The sequence below is a fragment of the Aeribacillus sp. FSL K6-2833 genome, assembly GCF_037965815.1.
Classification (GTDB): domain Bacteria; phylum Bacillota; class Bacilli; order Bacillales; family Aeribacillaceae; genus Aeribacillus; species Aeribacillus composti.
Genome location: NZ_CP150189.1, coordinates 1,838,553 through 1,855,282 on the forward strand (window position 1 = coordinate 1,838,553; position 16,730 = coordinate 1,855,282).

General features: G+C 38.7%; 15 protein-coding genes and 1 pseudogene. 13 read left to right on the plus strand and 3 right to left on the minus strand.

The genetic code is table 11. The features are described 5' to 3' along the window. Positions 1 to 37: 37 nt before the first annotated feature. The 4 genes from NSQ94_RS09055 to NSQ94_RS09070 all read left to right on the plus strand — a co-directional run bounded on the left by NSQ94_RS09055 (position 38) and on the right by NSQ94_RS09070 (position 4,207). Entirely contained in the window at positions 38 to 703 is a 666-nt protein-coding gene (locus tag NSQ94_RS09055) for a GntR family transcriptional regulator (protein ID WP_063387781.1), read from the plus strand. 351 nt (positions 704 to 1,054) lie between these two features. Further along, positions 1,055 to 1,852, plus strand: a complete 798-nt coding sequence (locus tag NSQ94_RS09060) for an enoyl-CoA hydratase-related protein (protein ID WP_130158631.1) — start codon at positions 1,055 to 1,057, stop codon at positions 1,850 to 1,852. A gap of 1 nt (position 1,853) precedes the next feature. Continuing rightward, a complete protein-coding gene (locus NSQ94_RS09065) occupies positions 1,854 to 3,053 on the plus strand; it encodes a CoA transferase (protein WP_066251581.1) in 1,200 nt (399 codons plus the stop codon). Between the two features lie 308 nt (positions 3,054 to 3,361). Further along, positions 3,362 to 4,207 carry a hypothetical protein gene (locus tag NSQ94_RS09070; RefSeq protein ID WP_066251589.1) on the plus strand — a complete coding sequence of 282 codons (846 nt, stop codon included), beginning with the start codon at positions 3,362 to 3,364 and terminating at the stop codon, positions 4,205 to 4,207. Positions 4,208 to 4,368: 161 nt separating this feature from the next. Here the strand turns inward: NSQ94_RS09070 and NSQ94_RS09075 are convergent. Then, a pseudogene (locus NSQ94_RS09075) lies at positions 4,369 to 4,548 on the minus strand (energy-coupling factor ABC transporter permease); the annotation flags it as partial. Positions 4,549 to 5,067: 519 nt separating this feature from the next. Beyond that, positions 5,068 to 6,375 (minus strand): cell wall-binding repeat-containing protein, encoded by a 1,308-nt coding sequence (locus tag NSQ94_RS09080; RefSeq protein ID WP_339230637.1) that lies wholly within the window; start codon positions 6,373 to 6,375, stop codon positions 5,068 to 5,070. Between the two features lie 300 nt (positions 6,376 to 6,675). Between NSQ94_RS09080 and NSQ94_RS09085 the strand changes: the two genes are divergently transcribed. From NSQ94_RS09085 to NSQ94_RS09105, 5 genes are all read left to right on the plus strand, one after another. Continuing rightward, a complete protein-coding gene (locus NSQ94_RS09085; RefSeq protein ID WP_327848774.1) occupies positions 6,676 to 8,046 on the plus strand; it encodes an ATP-binding protein in 1,371 nt (456 codons plus the stop codon). Between the two features lie 2 nt (positions 8,047 to 8,048). Beyond that, positions 8,049 to 8,720, plus strand: a complete 672-nt coding sequence (locus NSQ94_RS09090; RefSeq protein ID WP_066251597.1) for a response regulator transcription factor — start codon at positions 8,049 to 8,051, stop codon at positions 8,718 to 8,720. Positions 8,721 to 8,944: 224 nt separating this feature from the next. Further along, positions 8,945 to 10,405, plus strand: coding sequence for an aldehyde dehydrogenase family protein (locus NSQ94_RS09095; RefSeq protein WP_094245888.1), 1,461 nt, complete (start codon positions 8,945 to 8,947; stop codon positions 10,403 to 10,405). A 525-nt stretch (positions 10,406 to 10,930) separates the two neighbouring features. Continuing rightward, the gene (locus NSQ94_RS09100) at positions 10,931 to 11,143 is read left to right on the plus strand and encodes a hypothetical protein (protein WP_066251603.1); all 213 of its coding nucleotides are present in this window, start codon (positions 10,931 to 10,933) and stop codon (positions 11,141 to 11,143) included. A gap of 307 nt (positions 11,144 to 11,450) precedes the next feature. Then, positions 11,451 to 11,978, plus strand: a complete 528-nt coding sequence (locus NSQ94_RS09105; RefSeq protein WP_066251605.1) for a nitroreductase family protein — start codon at positions 11,451 to 11,453, stop codon at positions 11,976 to 11,978. Between the two features lie 79 nt (positions 11,979 to 12,057). Here the strand turns inward: NSQ94_RS09105 and NSQ94_RS09110 are convergent, their stop codons facing one another. After that, entirely contained in the window at positions 12,058 to 12,930 is an 873-nt protein-coding gene (locus NSQ94_RS09110) for a LysR family transcriptional regulator (protein WP_066251606.1), read from the minus strand. 144 nt (positions 12,931 to 13,074) lie between these two features. On the opposite strand from NSQ94_RS09110, the gene NSQ94_RS09115 reads away from it, so the two are divergent. From NSQ94_RS09115 to NSQ94_RS09130, 4 genes are all read left to right on the plus strand, one after another. Further along, positions 13,075 to 14,220 (plus strand): AbrB family transcriptional regulator, encoded by a 1,146-nt coding sequence (locus NSQ94_RS09115; protein WP_066251609.1) that lies wholly within the window; start codon positions 13,075 to 13,077, stop codon positions 14,218 to 14,220. Between the two features lie 92 nt (positions 14,221 to 14,312). Then, entirely contained in the window at positions 14,313 to 14,591 is a 279-nt protein-coding gene (locus tag NSQ94_RS09120; RefSeq protein WP_066251612.1) for a YciI family protein, read from the plus strand. A 358-nt stretch (positions 14,592 to 14,949) separates the two neighbouring features. Further along, a complete protein-coding gene (locus tag NSQ94_RS09125) occupies positions 14,950 to 15,906 on the plus strand; it encodes an alpha/beta hydrolase (RefSeq protein ID WP_063387799.1) in 957 nt (318 codons plus the stop codon). Next, on the plus strand, positions 15,903 to 16,445 hold the full coding sequence (locus NSQ94_RS09130; protein WP_063387800.1) for a helix-turn-helix domain-containing protein: 543 nt from the start codon (positions 15,903 to 15,905) through the stop codon (positions 16,443 to 16,445). The genes NSQ94_RS09125 and NSQ94_RS09130 overlap by 4 nt, the downstream gene beginning before the upstream one ends. Positions 16,446 to 16,730: the final 285 nt, after the last annotated feature.

Sequence of the window (16,730 nt, forward strand, 5' to 3'; positions counted from 1 at the left end):
AAATAGACAGTCGACATTATAGAGAGGAAGAGCGGGAATGAAAAATAATCAATTATTTTACAATCATTCGTTGTCCCACAAAATAGCGGAAAAAATAACAAACCAAATTATGGCGGGGGAGCTGAAGCCCGGAGAAAAAATTATTGAGTCCACTTACGCAGAAGAGTTTGGAACGAGCAGGGCGCCTATTCGAGAGTCGCTCTATTTGCTGGAAAATGAAGGGCTAATAGAGCGAATTCCTAGAAAAGGCGCTGTTGTGAAAGGCTATACGGAAGATGAAGTTTATGATCTTCTTGAAATGAGAATCGTATTGGAAAGCCTTGCGATGAAAAGAATTAAAGTCCGCGGGATAAATGAAGAAATTCTTAAGAAAATGGAGCAATTGGTACAAAAGATGTCAGAGGTTGATGACGAAAAACAGTATGCCAATCTGAACCAAGAGTTTCATATGCTCATCATTGAAATGAGCAAAAGCGAAATTATTAAAGAAATGTATTGGAGATTAGGACGTCCTTTGCTTGTACTTCAAAGAATATCGTTTCTTGAAGAGGAACATATAAAAAAGTCTTTGAAGGAACACCGCATTATTTTAGATTTGTTAAAGGAAAACCTGATCGATGAAGCGCTTGTTTTGCTTGAAAATCATAATCATAGCGTAATTAAAAGGGTCGAAAACAAAACGAAAAATAAACAATCGTACTAGCAGCAAAAAAGGGAAAACAACGAGCGCTGTAAATGTCTTGAAACGAACAACATATACATGATTTTAGGGAGTTCATATGAAGGAGTGAAGCCCTTTTCATATAAGCTCCTTTTTTTATTTTTCAGCTTATTGACTGGGTCATAATCAAAACATGACATAAGTAGGTTTTCCTCAGCAAATACAAAATGAAAATTTAAAATTTTTAGAATTTTTATTGACTTTTATAACATGAGGGGATATCATGGTTGTAACAAGATGATTGTCGACAGTCGTCCATCTTCTAGGAAGAGCATTTTTTGAATCCTGATGGTTTTGTTAAAAAATATGAAGACAAGAGATAGGTGATTTTTAATGAGGGTAACGATTAGTCAGGTCGAGGCGGATGGGAAAATTATACTTCAGGAAAGTGCCGGGCTTGCCATTGTAACGATCCAACGTCCACGCCTAAAAAATGCTATAACATCGGGGATGTGGAGGGAGCTGGCGGAAATTGGAAGGCTGATTCCTGAAAACCCGAAAACACGAGTGGTGATCCTGCGCGGAAGCAAGGATCAATTTTGTTCAGGTTCTGATTTGAAAGAATTTAACCAAATGTCGATTAACGAAGCGCACGAAGCTTTCCGCTTAATGGAACAAGCCATTTCGACGTTTGAAAAACTTCCGTTGCCAACCATTGCCGCTATAAATGGTCCGGCATTAGGTGCAGGATTTGTTCTATCTTTAGCATGTGATCTTCGGGTTGGGACCTCTAAAGCTAAAATGGGAATCCCAGTCGGACGGCTGGGAATTACGTTAAACCAAATGTTTGTAAAACGGATTGCAGATCTGATCGGAGGGAGCCGGACGATGGATTTAGTTTATACAGGTCGACTGCTAGACGCTTCAGAATGCTGTCAATTGGGATTAGTTAATTACATGGTTCCGGATGATGAGGATGTGGATCATTTTACATTACGTTTGGCGAAAAAAGTTATGGAGCAGTCACCGGCGTCTCTTCTTGCTGTTAAAAGATCTGTCGCCTACAATAAGCCGGCACTTTCATTTCCGTGGGATACAGGTACGGCGTCCAGTATTGACGCAAATGATTTTCCTGAAGGTGTTCGTTCCTTTGTAGAAAAAAGAAAACCGAATTTTAAAGGGAGAGGTTGACATGCTGCCACTTGCAGGAATTAAAATTATTGACTTAACGAGAATATTGAGCGGCCCTTTTTGCACAATGACATTAGCTGATTTAGGCGCCGAGGTGATAAAAATTGAAAGTCCACAAGGGGATGATACAAGGCAATGGGGTCCTCCGTTCATTAAAAATGAAAGCGCGTACTTTCTAAGTGTCAACCGCAATAAGAAAAGTGTTGTTTTAAATTTAAAAGATCCAAAAGGAAAAGAAATTTTACTGAAAATGGTAGAAGAAGCGGATGTTGTTGTTGAAAACTTTCGACCCGGCACATTAAAAAAGCTCGGAATTGATTATGACATCTTAAAGCAGCATAACCGCGGAGTCATTCTTGCTTCGATTTCCGGCTTCGGTCAAACAGGACCGTATTCAAAAAAGCCTGGTTATGATGTCCTGGCTCAAGGAATGGGCGGGTTAATGTCCGTTACAGGCGAACCAGACGGTACACCAGTTAAAGCTGGATATTCTTTGGCAGACATCGGAGCAGGAATGTGGGCAACAATCGGCATTCTGTCAGCACTTTGGGAAAGAGAGCGTTCAGGTCAAGGACAATGGATCGATGTCTCCTTGCTCGACACGATGGTTTCTTGGCAAACGTACCTTGCCGGCAACTATTTTGCGACAAACAATGATCCAAAGCCGCTGGGAGGAGCCCATCCGAATATTGTGCCTTACCAGGTTTTTGAAGCTTCGGACGGCCACTTTATTCTTGCAGTAGGAAATGACAGCCTTTGGAATTCGCTGGTTGACGTATTGGATGTGGAAGCTCTTAGAGACCGGAAATTTAAAACGAATCCGGACCGGGTTCAAAATAGAGATGAACTGATTTCCATACTTGAAGAAATATTTAAAAGAAAAACGAGAGATGAATGGGTTGACATGTTGGAATCTGCGAAAATTCCATGCGGACCGGTTAATAAGCTTTCGGACATTTTAAATGATGCCCATATCAAGGAAAGGGAAATGGTCGTTGAAATGGAGCATCCTTCCCTCGGAATCTTAAAAATGCTTGGTGTTCCTGTAAAATTATCGCGCACACCGGGCAGGATCAAAACGGTCCCTCCAGCTCAGGGGGAGCATAGTGAAACCGTTCTAAAGCAAATGGGCTACAGTAAAGAAGAGATAGAAACATTTATAAAAGAGGGGATTATTATTCCTCAACAAAAATGTGTATAATTCGATAAAATTCAGTCGACAATCGACTAAAAATATTTTAATAATTTGCTAGTTTTTTCAAGTAAAAAAACTTCCTCTGTTTTATTGTGTATGATGCTCGATCCAAAGCCTATTTTTTTGAAATTCATAAATATTAATATCCCACATAACAATCGGAGTCCCGAAACAAACATTTGCTGTCATACGAACTGAATTTTCCTGTAAATAGACAGAATAGAGTTTCCGGTTTGCCGGATCCGGTCCGCCTTTAAGTTTTACGGGCATTTTCCTTCAGGTTGAAAGATTTTTAAGAAAGGGGTATTCACCCAATGCGCGTATTCGCTCTTGTTGGCCGCAGCGGCACGGGAAAAAGCACCAGCGCACTTTCTTTTGCACATAGTAAAAACATACCGGCTATGATTGATGATGGATTGTTAATTTATAAAGGGCGAAAAGCTGCAGGGAGTTCAGCGAAATATGAAAAGAACTATATAACCGCTATTAAACGGGCTGTCTTTTTTTATGAGGATCACCGAAAAGAAGTCCAAAATGCTATTAAAGCACTTGATATTCATTCGCTTCTTATTATTGGTACGTCTACAAAAATGGTTGATCAAATTGCGGAAACATTGCAATTAGGAAAAATCACCAAATATTACAAAATTGAAGAAATTAGATCGTCAAAGGAAATCAACATGGCATTATATGTGAGAAAAACAGAGGGGAAACATATTATTCCGATTCCATATGTACAAGTCGAACAAAATATTTTAAAGAAGATCATTATGAAGGGAAAGAAAATTTTTTCTACCCAAAAAGAAGAGATTGGTGAAACAACGATTATCAGACCACGGTTTCATCAAGGAACCATCCACATTTCTGAACACGTTTTAAAACAAATCATTTCCCATGCCTGCACTTCGGTAGAAGCAGTGAAAAAATGCCATCGGATAGATATTGCATTAAACGAGCTGCCGAATATAAAAATCACCCTCACCATATTTTATCCATTAGATGAAGCATTACCCGTCATCGCAGAAAAGATTCAACAAAAAGTTGCTGAAGATTTTTTAAAGTTTTTAAATATAGAGTTAAATAGCATTACTATTCATATCAGTAAATTGTCGATGGAACACTCTTATACTGCATCAATGATCCGGACTGCGCGCATATGATTTGGGCTGATAAGTTATGCAAAATTAGGTAATCGTAGCTGAGCAAAGGGGTGCCATATGATCAAAAAGTCAGTCATTATTATAAAAATGGCAAATGTAAAAGAACGGATTATACAGTAAAAGGCATATTGAAAAAATAAATTCATATAGAGCAAGTATTATATTTTTAATGCTGACAGCACAAATGCAAATGCTCCAGATAAACCTAGCATCATTTTGAATTCAGGATGCTCCTGAAGCTTCTTTTTAATAGAAAGTAAGCCTATAATTAAAGAAGGTAAAGTAACCCCCCACCAAAATAAAGCCCATTCAATCGGCAGAAAACCTTCCATAATATGCATGGCGATGGCCTGTTCCGGGATAAAAACGAATAGAAATGATTGGGAGCTTCCTTTTCGGCCCAACAGCGATGAGTGTTGTTGGATTTATTGTTCTCTTTTTCCAATCATTATTTACACAAATTTATCTCTTGTTAATCCGCCATTTTCAAACATTTTTAGCTGATTGAAAACGCCAGTTTATTCATCGTGAAGAATACTCAAAGTTTTCAATAAATAGGGAAATATACAATTAACAACAGATGATGTGTCTAGTACGATTCTTGGTTTTGCACTTTTTGTTATTTTGGAAAATGAAAAAAATTGACTTTGTCCTCAGGGATAGAAAGAATATAAAACGCCTCAAACTAATTCGTGGGCACAAATAAATCTTTGAGTATCTTCGGGACAGATAGAATATAAAACTCCTCAAACAGCAGGAAGCTAAATGGAAGCGATCTTTCACACTTACCATATGAAGCTGTTTATTTACTTTAAAAAGATTAGGAAAACCGGGCGTTCAATTTTTACGCCCGGTTTTCCTTAATGCCCACCATGCCCGTGTCCGTCTTCCTGAGCAATTTCAAGCTTGTCATCTAGAATTCCTTGTGTTTGAAAGGAAATTTGTTTTTGATCTCCGATGATAAAACCATGATTGTAAGGACCTGTTGTCGGGTCATCTTGAAAGGTTGGCTTGATGCTTGCCAAGAAATCATATGTTTCTTGTTGAAGCTGTCCTTTGTTTAACCAAATCATCGGTGCATGTTTGCCGAGATGTGAAAACGGCGCGGCAGCTAAAGCAAGCTCTGGTGAATCTGTTGAAATAAAAGAAACACCATGGCCCGGTTCCGTTATACCCCATCCGAATTGAGTGTCTTTATCTTTAAATTTGGCAAATTCAATCGAAGTGGTTACAGGGTCATTTCCAGCTATTCGATGAACAGTCCCGTATTCTTTCAATTGATTTTCTACATCTTTAGAAATAACCTTCTCTGGTCCTAAAATATAAATGTTTGCTTTCTTGTTCCGTTTCTTAAGCGCATCTTTCGTTTCTTTAGGAAGCTCGTGTTCAGATGCAAACAGTATAGGCTCAGGCATATGGGAAATCCAATTAACGGCTGGTATGGAATATAGTTTATGTTGATCCTCTGAAGAAACGATGATCACGCTTTCTGGATAGCCTTCGGATACTTCTGCATAAGCTTGATCGACATTCCTTGCGAATTCTGCGGGATTTTTTCCTTTGATCTGTTCTATTTTATAACCTGACAACTGGTTGATGACATTGTTTGAAACATCTCCTAACACAACAATTTGAGTGCCGTTCCGGTTCCCAGTTGGATTTAACCGTTTGATTTCACTCAACACTTTATCGGGAATGTTATCTTGATGAATCAGTAAGATCGGGCCGTTATTTGGATGGTGGATTAAGTCAGCTCCGGCTAATGTTGTTTGCCATTGACCAACAGGAGACAGAATAGCGGCTCCGGGTTGATTTTCTTTATGTGTGGCAGGCCAAATGGTTTGGGATACGTAAATGGATGCACGAATTGGATCGGCAACAGGAATTCTCGTTATATTTTTCGTGTTTTGAACAATTAAGCTTTCCTCAGCATTTGGATTGAATTGTGCAGGCGCTTTGGAAAAGGCTTGATTTTTTGTGCTCTGAGTGTCTTTTCCGTTATGTTTGGCATGATCATTCATATTTTTGTGGTCCATTTTTTCATGATTCATGCCTTCTGTATGTTCTCCTGTATGGTCGTTGCTGCTTCCGTTGGAACATGATGCAGAAAAGAGCATGAAAGCTGTTAAAACGGTAAGAAAAATCAGCAGCTTACTATTTTTTTTCATTCTGATTCCTCCTCCTAACATTTTCTTTGCATCTGTTTTAACAAAAAAATGTGCAAAAATGATGGAGACGGTCCATTTTTGATCCTGTAAATTTTTTTATGCGAAAATTATTTACTCGCCAAAAGGTGTGCCCGCATTTGGCATCCGCTCGCTGTTTTAAAGTTCGGACGGGGGAGAACAGATAAGCGTTGGATGAAAATGATATAATGAAAAAATGAGAACAGAACGTTCGGTTAAAGGCGGCGAAGAGCTTTCCTTTTTGAAGAGGAAGCTAGTTGGCTGATAAGGAAGGGACAAAAAGTGAAAAAAATTTCGTTTAAATTAGGACTGCTATTTTTCGTGTTTGTTTTGGGAGTCGAAATCATTTTATTTGTCTCATTGTACATAACTTTGGTCAATTCAAGAATTGAGGAGGAGTTTGAGCATCTATTGGCGAGAGGGAATAACCATCGCGATGTGCTGGAAAAAAACTTTGACCATTCCACGCTGGAGCATGTGACGATGATGGAATCGGAAGCGGTGACGGATGTAGTGATTACAAATGAGAAAGGCGATATATTGTATTATTCCGATGACATATTGCCTTTTGCCAAAAAAATTGTAAATACAATGGACAGAACGATTCCGCATGACGGAATAATCGTGCAAAGAAATTGGCAAAAAGAGTCGCATATAGCGACAGTAAGCCCGATACGTATTGACGGCAAGATCAAAGGGTATGTCTATATGTTTCAAAATACCGATGCTATTCAAAAAATGATCTATAAGTTAAAGCATCATTTCGTTTTGGTTGGATTTCTTTCGGTATTTTTAACCATTTTGACGATCGCTTTTTTATCAAAAGTGATAACAAATCCTCTTATTCGTATGAAACAGGCAACCGAAAAATTGAGCAAAGGCGATTTTTCTGTTCGCTTGCAAGTGAAAGGTGAGGACGAATTGGCGGAGCTGGGGGAAGCGATTCAAACATTGGCGAGAGATTTGGAATATTTAAAAAAAGAAAGAAAAGAATTTCTTGCCAGCATTTCTCATGAGCTCCGAACCCCTCTTACATATGTAAAAGGGTATGCAGATATCGCAAGAAGGCCAAATCTAAAAGAAGAGGAGAGAAACCGCTATTTGTCCATTATTTATGAAGAAGCGGAGAATATGCAAAAGCTTGTAAAGGAACTGTTTGAATTAGCAAAGATGGATCAACATTCATTTCAAATCCATAAGGAACCGACCAACTTGTGTGATTTCTTAAAGAAATTACATGACAAAATGCTACCTGCGTTTCATGAGAAAACCATGTCACTTATCTATAAATGTGAAAAAAACATTACCGTCCAAATTGACCAAAAGCGATTTGAGCAGGTGATGATCAATTTGTTGGACAATGCTTTAAAATATTCCGATGAAGGCTCAGTTGTATCGATTGAAGCAAGAGCGGAGAAAAACAGCATAGTGATCATTGTTTCAGACAATGGAATCGGAATTCCAGAGGAAGATTTGCATCATATTTTTGAACGATTTTACCGAGTGGATAAATCAAGATCAAGAACAAGCGGCGGTACTGGTCTCGGATTGGCCATTGTTAAGGAGATCGTCGAAGCGCACGGAGGAACGGTTTACGCCGCCAGTGAATACGGAAAAGGAACAAACGTTGTTATCACGCTGCCGGAGGTATAAGGATGTACACGATTTTGCTCGTTGATGATGAAAGAAAAATGTTGGACTTGCTGGAGCTTTATCTTTCCCCTCAAGGATATCATTGCGTCAAGTGCGAATCAGGATTATCAGCCATCCGATATTTAGAAAACAACAAAGCTGAACTTGTCCTTCTCGATATTATGATGGCGGAAATGGATGGCTGGGAAACCTGCCGGAAAATAAGAGAATTTTCAAACGTTCCTATTATAATGGTAACAGCAAGAGACCAAACATTCGACATTGTTAAAGGCCTCAAACTCGGTGCGGACGACTATATAACAAAACCGTTTGACGAAGCTGAACTGCTTGCTCGCATCGAAGCGGTGCTGCGTCGTTCCGCAGGAAAGCGTTCAATTATTGATGTTCAAGGATTGGTGTGGGATCAAGAAGAACATAAAGTCCATTTTCAAAACGAAGACATATTATTAACGCCGAAAGAATTCGATATTTTAGGGCTGCTTTTAAAGCACCCGAACAGAGCGTTCAGCAGGGAAGAAATCATTGTGTCCTTATGGGGATACGATGCCGAGACCGAAGAGCGAACCATCGACTCTCATATAAAAAATATTCGCGAAAAACTGAGACAAGCCGGTTTTCCAATCGATCAATTTCTTCACACTGTTTGGGGAGTAGGGTATAAATGGGGGAAATAGCTATATTAGCAGATTAGGTTTTTAATGTCTGCTGAGCGGGATTGTATGCATCTTTTATATTGTTGAAAGGAAGATGAGAGCCAGCTTATGTCCGGCTCTTTTTTTGTTTTTGGAACCAATTTACAGTTCATCTGTCATTTGCTTTCCGGCCTTTAGCAAGAATAATTTTGTGCGAACTATAAAAAACTACACTAAAATAAATAAATTGTAAAAGGGGGAACGATATGGAGCGCTTTGAGGAATTGAACAAAAGTTATATTAATGGTGAATGGGTCGAGGGATTAAGTAAGAGAACATATGAAAATTTGAATCCTTATGATGGAACTGTCATTCAAACGATTCGGCTAGCGACCTCACAGCAACTTGAACAAGCTTTTTTAAACGCAAAAGAAGCTCAAAAAGAATGGGGAAAAACGTCTTCTTGTGAGCGAGAAGAAGTGCTGCGGAAAGCAGCGGAATTTTTCAAAAAAAATCGCGACGAAATCATAAAAGTGATTTCCCGTGAAACAGGCGGAAGCTTCATAAAGGCTAACGTTGAACTTGACTTGACGGTAGGGCTTGTGGAAGAAGCTGTGAAAATGGCCAAGAAATTAGATGAAGTGAGGGAAATTGAAGCCGATATAAAGGGGAAAGTGAATCGTGTTTATCGTCTTCCTTTAGGAGTTATAACATCCATCTCGCCTTTTAATTTTCCGATGAATTTATCCATTCGGACAATTGCTCCTGCTATTGCACTTGGAAACAGTGTCGTTCATAAACCTGATATTCAAACAGCTTTGACAGGAGGATCAATCATTGCGAGGGCATTTGAATATGCAGGACTGCCAAAAGGTGTTTTTCAATGTATTTTAACGGATATTGATGAAATTGGCGATGACATGCTCACTTCTCCGCATTCACAGCTTATTAGCTTTACTGGTTCAACGCCAGTTGGCAAGCATATCGGAAAAATTGCCGGCAGCATGCTGAAAAGGGTTGCCCTTGAACTAGGCGGAAATAACCCGTTCATTGTTCTGGCAGATGCAAATGTAGACCGTGCTGTTGATGCAGCTATTTTTGGAAAGTTTATACATCAAGGTCAAATTTGTATGATTGTAAACAGAATTATTGTCCATAAAAATAAATATGATGAATTTGTACAAAAATTTGTGGAAAAAGCCAAATCGTTGCCTTACGGAGACCCGTCTGACCCGAAAACAATTATTGGACCGCTTATAAACGAAACACAAATTGAAAAAGCTTTAAATATTATAAATGAAGCAAAAAAAGAAGGAGCAAAAATTGCGTTGGAAGGGAAGCGTATCGGAAATATTTTAACTCCGACTGTATTTGTGGATGTTGATAACAACAGCAAGCTTGCTCAAACTGAGTTATTTTCACCAATTGCTACGATCATGAAAGCGGAATCAGACGATCATGCCATTGAAATGGCGAATAATACAGAATATGGTTTAAGCTCTGCGATTTTTACAGAGGATTTAAGTGAAGGTGAACAACTAGGACTTCAAATTGAAAGCGGAATGACTCATATCAATGATCAAACAGTCAACGACAGCCCGACAATTCCGTTTGGCGGAACAAAGTCGAGCGGAATGGGTAGATTTGGAAATCCTTGGGTGGTAGAAGAATTTACGATGACAAAATGGATTTCGATTCAAAAAGAATATCGAAAATATCCTTTTTAACAACATCCCGACCTGCCAAACAATAAGGGATTTTTGTACGAACAGTTAATGGTTAACTGAAAATGAATTTGTGTATCATTTTTGCTTGGCAAATAATCATGACGTTTCCAAACTCTTTCCCGCGATTTTTGGGAAAGTTTTTTTATGTTGTGCACTTTTAAAAATCTAGAAATGAGCAGGATGATCTTTTCTAATCTCGTGATATGAGCATAGATAGTGTTACTGTCACTATTTCTGCATCTTTTTAATATTCAATCCGGCTTCAAAAAACGATGAAGCGTGTGTCTCGTTATCTTAGGCAGCGATGGATTACGACTCAAGAAGCTTTCCAGCTTGTCGTTAAATATTTTCATTTATACTCTATTGGATAATAACGGGTGAATACTAGCTGCTAATTATCCGATTTCACTTTCAATCCAGCTTTAGCGTATTGTTCCAATTATTTTAATTATCATTGTTTAGAAATCTCTAATGTTCCAGTACCAACAAAAAAATGTTATTATTGGGTAAAAAGGAGAAACATGTATGTCAAAAGAATCTGTTTCAGCTTTAGGGTATATACTTATTTCTATTGTTTTGATAATTTCAATTTATTTGTTAATTGAACCCAATTCACTAGTGCCTGAAGCATATAAGCTGGCTGTTGATGGTTATGTAATTGCTAGAACTTTAGTAATTCTTTTTATCTTGTATTTAGTGTCAAAACTAGGATTTTTATTTATAAATAAAAAAAATTAACTTCAAACTGTGAAATAATTAAAAAGTAAAGTGAATGGCTCTGTCGGTATCATAAGCTGCCATTATAGACAGCAGCATCTAAATAATAACGCTGTTCTATTGACCAATAATGTCCATTCCTATATTTTAATTTTTCGGAATGAAACTTGCTAAGTTTTGGCTAAAATGATTCTTTTGTGGATCCATATGAATCGATATAATGATTCCATATCATGTATTGAACAGGAGAGGGAAAAAATCGTTTATGAAAAGGTACATTCATACGAAAGCAAAATAGGCGAAAAAATAGAAAGAAGGATGAAGGTGCATGAACGTTTTTGAAGCTATACAGAAAAGACGTGAAATGACAAAGTTTCTAGATCAGCCTATACCAAATGAACGGTTGGAGCAAATTTTAGAAGCAGCTTATTTAGCCCCTTCTGGGAACAATCTTCCTTCCAGGGAGTTTATACTTATAACAAATCGTGAAAAGCTTGATGAATTGGCAAACGCCACGCCTTTTGTTTCTTGGTTGAAAGAGGCGAAAGCGGCCATAGCCGTTACAGGCTGCCCGGAAGTGAGCAAATATTGGCTGCAGGACGCCTCGATCGCATGCGGTTTTATATGGCTGACTGCAACTGAATTAGGTTTAGGGGCTGCTTTTGGTGCGATATATCACTCACAGGATCAAGCAGAATCAAAAAAACGGGAAGACTTTGTCCGGACAGCCTTAAACATTCCATCAGACCGCCGCGTAGTTGCAATATTAGGTTTAGGTTATCCTGAAAAGGAACCGCCCGCAAAAGAAATGGTTCGGAAGGAATCTATTATTCATTATGAACGGTTTCAAACGTAATTACGTTTGCGGAAATTTTGAAAAACCTTTTTCCAAGCAACATATGTAAGGAAAAAGGTTATACGAGTGTCATAGCATTTTATGGAATTTTTTGAAAATCGAGCTTTTCCATAAACTCGACAAACGCTTTCACAAATTTCAGTTGGATCGATTCCTTGTGATAAAACATCCAAGTTTTTCTTAAAATGGGCTTCCCATTTTTCGATTTCAGATCGATTTTATAAATATCGTCGGCATCATCTAAAATCAAGCTTGGCAAAATAGCGTAACCTAATCCGTTCAACACCATTTTTTTGCACGTATCTGCTTTATCGACTTCGATGCTGATCAATGGTGGTTGGGAGTAATTCTCAAACCACCAATTGTCCACTGCCGTTTTTAGCAAGGGATCCATCCGGTAATCAATTCTCGGCAAATTTGGAAGCTCCCGGAGATCTATTTTGTCTTTAGAAGCAATACAAATGGATTCCTCAAATAGTAATCGTTTTTGATCGTTCCAGCTGTAAGCTCCTTTTACGAAAGCGACATGGACTTCGTGGCTGTGGATCAAATGGGCTATCTCGCTGCTCGAGCCTGTCAGGACCTTAAATTCAATGTCGGGATACTCGTTTTTAAAAAGCTTTAAAAGACCGGGGAGTTTATAATCTGTAAAGTAATTGGAAACCCCTAATCTTAATGTGCCGGTTACTCGGTTCTCCATGTTCACAACATTTTCTTTTATTTTTTGTATTTTCAGCAGCATTTGATTCGCACATTTCGCTAAATATTCTCCTTGCGGGGTAAATTCAACTCCCCGCCTTCCTCGATGAACAATCTGTACACCGAATTCCTTTTCAATTTGCTGAAGCCGGTTTGTTAAAGCTGGTTGAGAAATATATAAATTTTTTGCAGCTTTTGTAATGTTTTTTTCGTTGTAGAGAACTTTCAAAATAAGCCAGTCTCGATCATCCATCGTCATCACCTCTCTTTTTCCATCAATAATTTTTATAATCATGCATAGATTATTGATATTTTATTTATATCTAAAAAAAGTATACAATATGTTTGTAGCAAGTTCGAATGCCGCAAGATATTTTGTTTAGAAAGAAGGATTGAAATGATACGAACGAAAGGTTTCTTGCGCAATGTTTCGTTTATTTTATTCAGCAGTATTGGAGGATTGCTTTTATCTCTAACAGGCCTTTCCATCGGCTGGATGCTCGGAACATTGGTGATGGCAGGGGCTTTTTCATTTTGGAGCCATACCAATTCAACATCGTCCGATGACAAGTATGTTTTGCCCCGATTTTGGATGAATGCTGGGCAATTTATTTTGGCGATTGAATTAGGGCAAAAAATCAATTTAACGGTTATAGATATTTTTAGAGATCATTGGATGTCCATCATGACAATGCTTCTCTTGTCCATTGTTTTCTCGCTGCTGTCTGGACTCGTTTTGTGGAAGTTCAGTCATACAGATTTATTGACTAGTTTGTTCGGAACGGTGCCCGGGGGCTTGTCTGTTATACCAGGCATAGCAGAAGAAGTCGGGGGCAACATTGGTGTCGTCAGCATTATACAAACGATGCGGGTATTTTTAGTAGTGCTTGTGATCCCGTTTCTTGTTTCTTCATTTGCGGTCCATTCTGAGAAGCTTGAAGTTTCGAACAACCAATCAGCGTTCATTTTTCCTAGCTTGGAAATGGACGAAATGATTTGGACGGCAGTATTGGCACTAGGGGCATTGGCAGGGTATTACATTGGAAAGCGGCTGAAGTTCCCTGCACCTTGGCTCGTTGGCGGAATGCTTGGTGCTGCTAGTATTCAAGCAGCCGGCTCATCATTTGCAGGCCACAACTTGACTCCATGGTGGCCGAACATTTTGATCATAGCGGCGCAAGTTTTCATCGCTGCAAGCATCGGCTCGAAATTTCATAAAAAGATGTTTACAGGGCTAGGGAAAACAATGGCGGTTGCTTTATTCAGCACGATTGGTTTAATTCTTTCCTTGTTTATTTGCGCTTTTATTGTTTCAAAGCTGACTGGAATAACCTTTGTCACAGCAGTTCTTGCATTTGCGCCGGGCGGTATTACGGAGATGGCTACAACAGCCGCTGTACTTCATGAAGATTCAACATTTGTTGTGGTCGTTCAAGTACTGCGCATTGTGTTAGTATGCATCGCAGTACCTCCATTGATCAAACTGCTCCATCAAAGAAGATTGCGCAATAGAGCACATTCGCATGCAGCAAGAAATATTTGATTGACATTAGGAACTTAAGACATGAAGCTTTTCAAGACTGACAGCTTCAAGTAAAATGGTAAGCGATGAATCTAATAGAAAGAGTGGTTGAGATGAAATATTTTGTCGTATTATTGCCGATGAAAGATGAAGAAAAAAGCAAAGCGTTTCGGAATGATCACTTGAATTATTTAGAGCAGAAAGGAAAAGAAGGAAAAATATTTGCAAAAGGCAGATTTACCGACGGCACAGGCGGTATGGTGATTTATCGCGCCGGCTCTTTTGAAGAGGCCGAAAAGCTTGCGAAAGAAGATCCATATGTTGTGACTGGCGCTAGAGGGTATGAGATTCACGAATGGGAAATGGTCAGCGACGCAGTGCTCCCAAATTAAGATTTTGATAGGAAAGCCGTTGTAGAATGATAGAACATTTGCATCGGTGCTGTCCGTTAGTCTCTAAAATAAAGCCCTTAGAGAAAAAGAGCTGTTTTTCTCTAAGGGCTTTTGTATGTTTACGATTTTTCTCAAAAAAACAGTTCGCAGATGCCGACTGCTTTCAATATGCTGTGGGCTGAAGGAAAAAGAGCAAGCCGTTGCTGAATTGCGTAATCGACTGCTTTCAATATGCTGTGGGCTGAAGGCACAATTCTGATAACATTTATATGCAAAAAACAATCATCAGAATTTTCTTGACTTATTTGTTATTATTATCGATAATGATAATAATAACATAAATAAAGGAGAAATTAACATGATTGAACAATTTATCAGCTTTCAAAGCTGCGGATATGAGTTAAAAGGAACGTTATCCGTGTTACAGAACAGCCAAAAAAAGCCGGCTATTCTCATTCTTTCCGGTTCTGGTCCGTTGAATCGCGACGGCAATGATGCAAAAGGAAAATTCCAGTTGAATATATATAAGCAATTGGCATCATTTCTTACTTCTTTAGGATTTATCGTGTTGCGATATGATAAAAGGGGAGTTGGTGAAAGCGGCGGCGATTATTTATCTGCAGGAATGTGGGATTTCGTCCGGGATGCAGCTAGCGCTGTACAATTTTTAAAACAACATCCGCTTGTTGATGAAAATCGGATCATTGCCTTGGGGCACAGTGAAGGAACAACATTGGCAGTTGCTTTAAACACCTTGGAGAAAATGGATGGGCTCATTCTTCTCTCAGGGGCAGGGGAGAGGCTGGAAGAAGCTTTAACAAGACAGAGAAAGCTTGTGTATGAAGCTTTAAACAATGTAACAGGTTTAAAAGGAAAAATGATCCGCATGTTTAACATCGAGCAAAAAAACGAAAAAAAGGCGAATGCCCTTTTTGAAAAAATCATGCAATCTGATCAAGATGTGATCAAAGTTGGTTTTCAAAAAATAAATGCTAAATGGTTTCGGGAGCATTTGCAATACGATGTGCTCGAAGATTTGAAAAAAATAGAATGCCCTGTTTTGGCCATTACCGGCGACAAGGACGTTCAAGCTGATCCGGAAAAGCTCAACCGCCTCCCCGCTATAGTGAAAGGGGAGTTGGAATATTATATGATTCAAAATATGGATCATTTATTGAAAAAACAAGAAGATGAGATTAATATGTTGAAAATGAAAAAAAATTATATCAAAAATGCGGATCAACCGCTTCACGAAGAGCTTTGCGACCATTTGCAAAAATGGTTGAACAAACGGTACAATGAGGTGTTTTCATGATTGAATCAAAAGCTGCTTTAATCTTGCATCCGGTACGGATTCGGATCATTCAAACATTGATCGGAAAACGCTTGACTGTGCAGGAAATAATGGAGTTTCTGCCGGAAGTTCCGCAAGCATCCTTGTACAGACATTTAAAAAAACTTGAAGAAGCAAAGCTGATTGAAATCGTTGAGAAAAGAAAGATAAGGGGAACAATAGAAAAAGTTTATGCCTTACCGGATGAAACGATTGGGCTCGAAGACAGCGATTTGCAGCATATAAGCAGAGATGAACATTTGAACATATTTATGAGATTTATCGCCAATATTTTAGCGGATTATGAGAGATATTTACGACAAGAACAAATCGATCTCCTAAAAGATGGAGTGGGATTTCGGCAGGTTCGCTTTTATGCAAGCGACGAAGAGTTTTTTCAATTTGCTGAAACTGTCAACCGAGCGATGAAAAAGCTAATGGGAAACCAGCCTGCTCATAACCGAAAAAAAAGAATTTTTACATCTATCATCATGCCGGAAGCAGAAGAAAAATTAAAATAGTGCAGTCTTTTTTATCCGCTTTGATTGGAAATGAAAAGCTAATCAATATGGATCAAAACAGGAGGATTATGTTCTGAATGAGCTATAACTAGAAAAATTGGGGAAGCGATCTGATTGTTGCTTCGGAATTGTCATGGGGCTGTCCAGAAAGTCAAAATCCACTGAAAACGAAACATCATAAGCATTGATATATCAACGTATCAACGTTTCTAAAACATTAAAGGGGCGTCTATAAGCCGGAAAATCGACTTATTAGACTGCCCCATAAAGTTTCAAAATTAATGC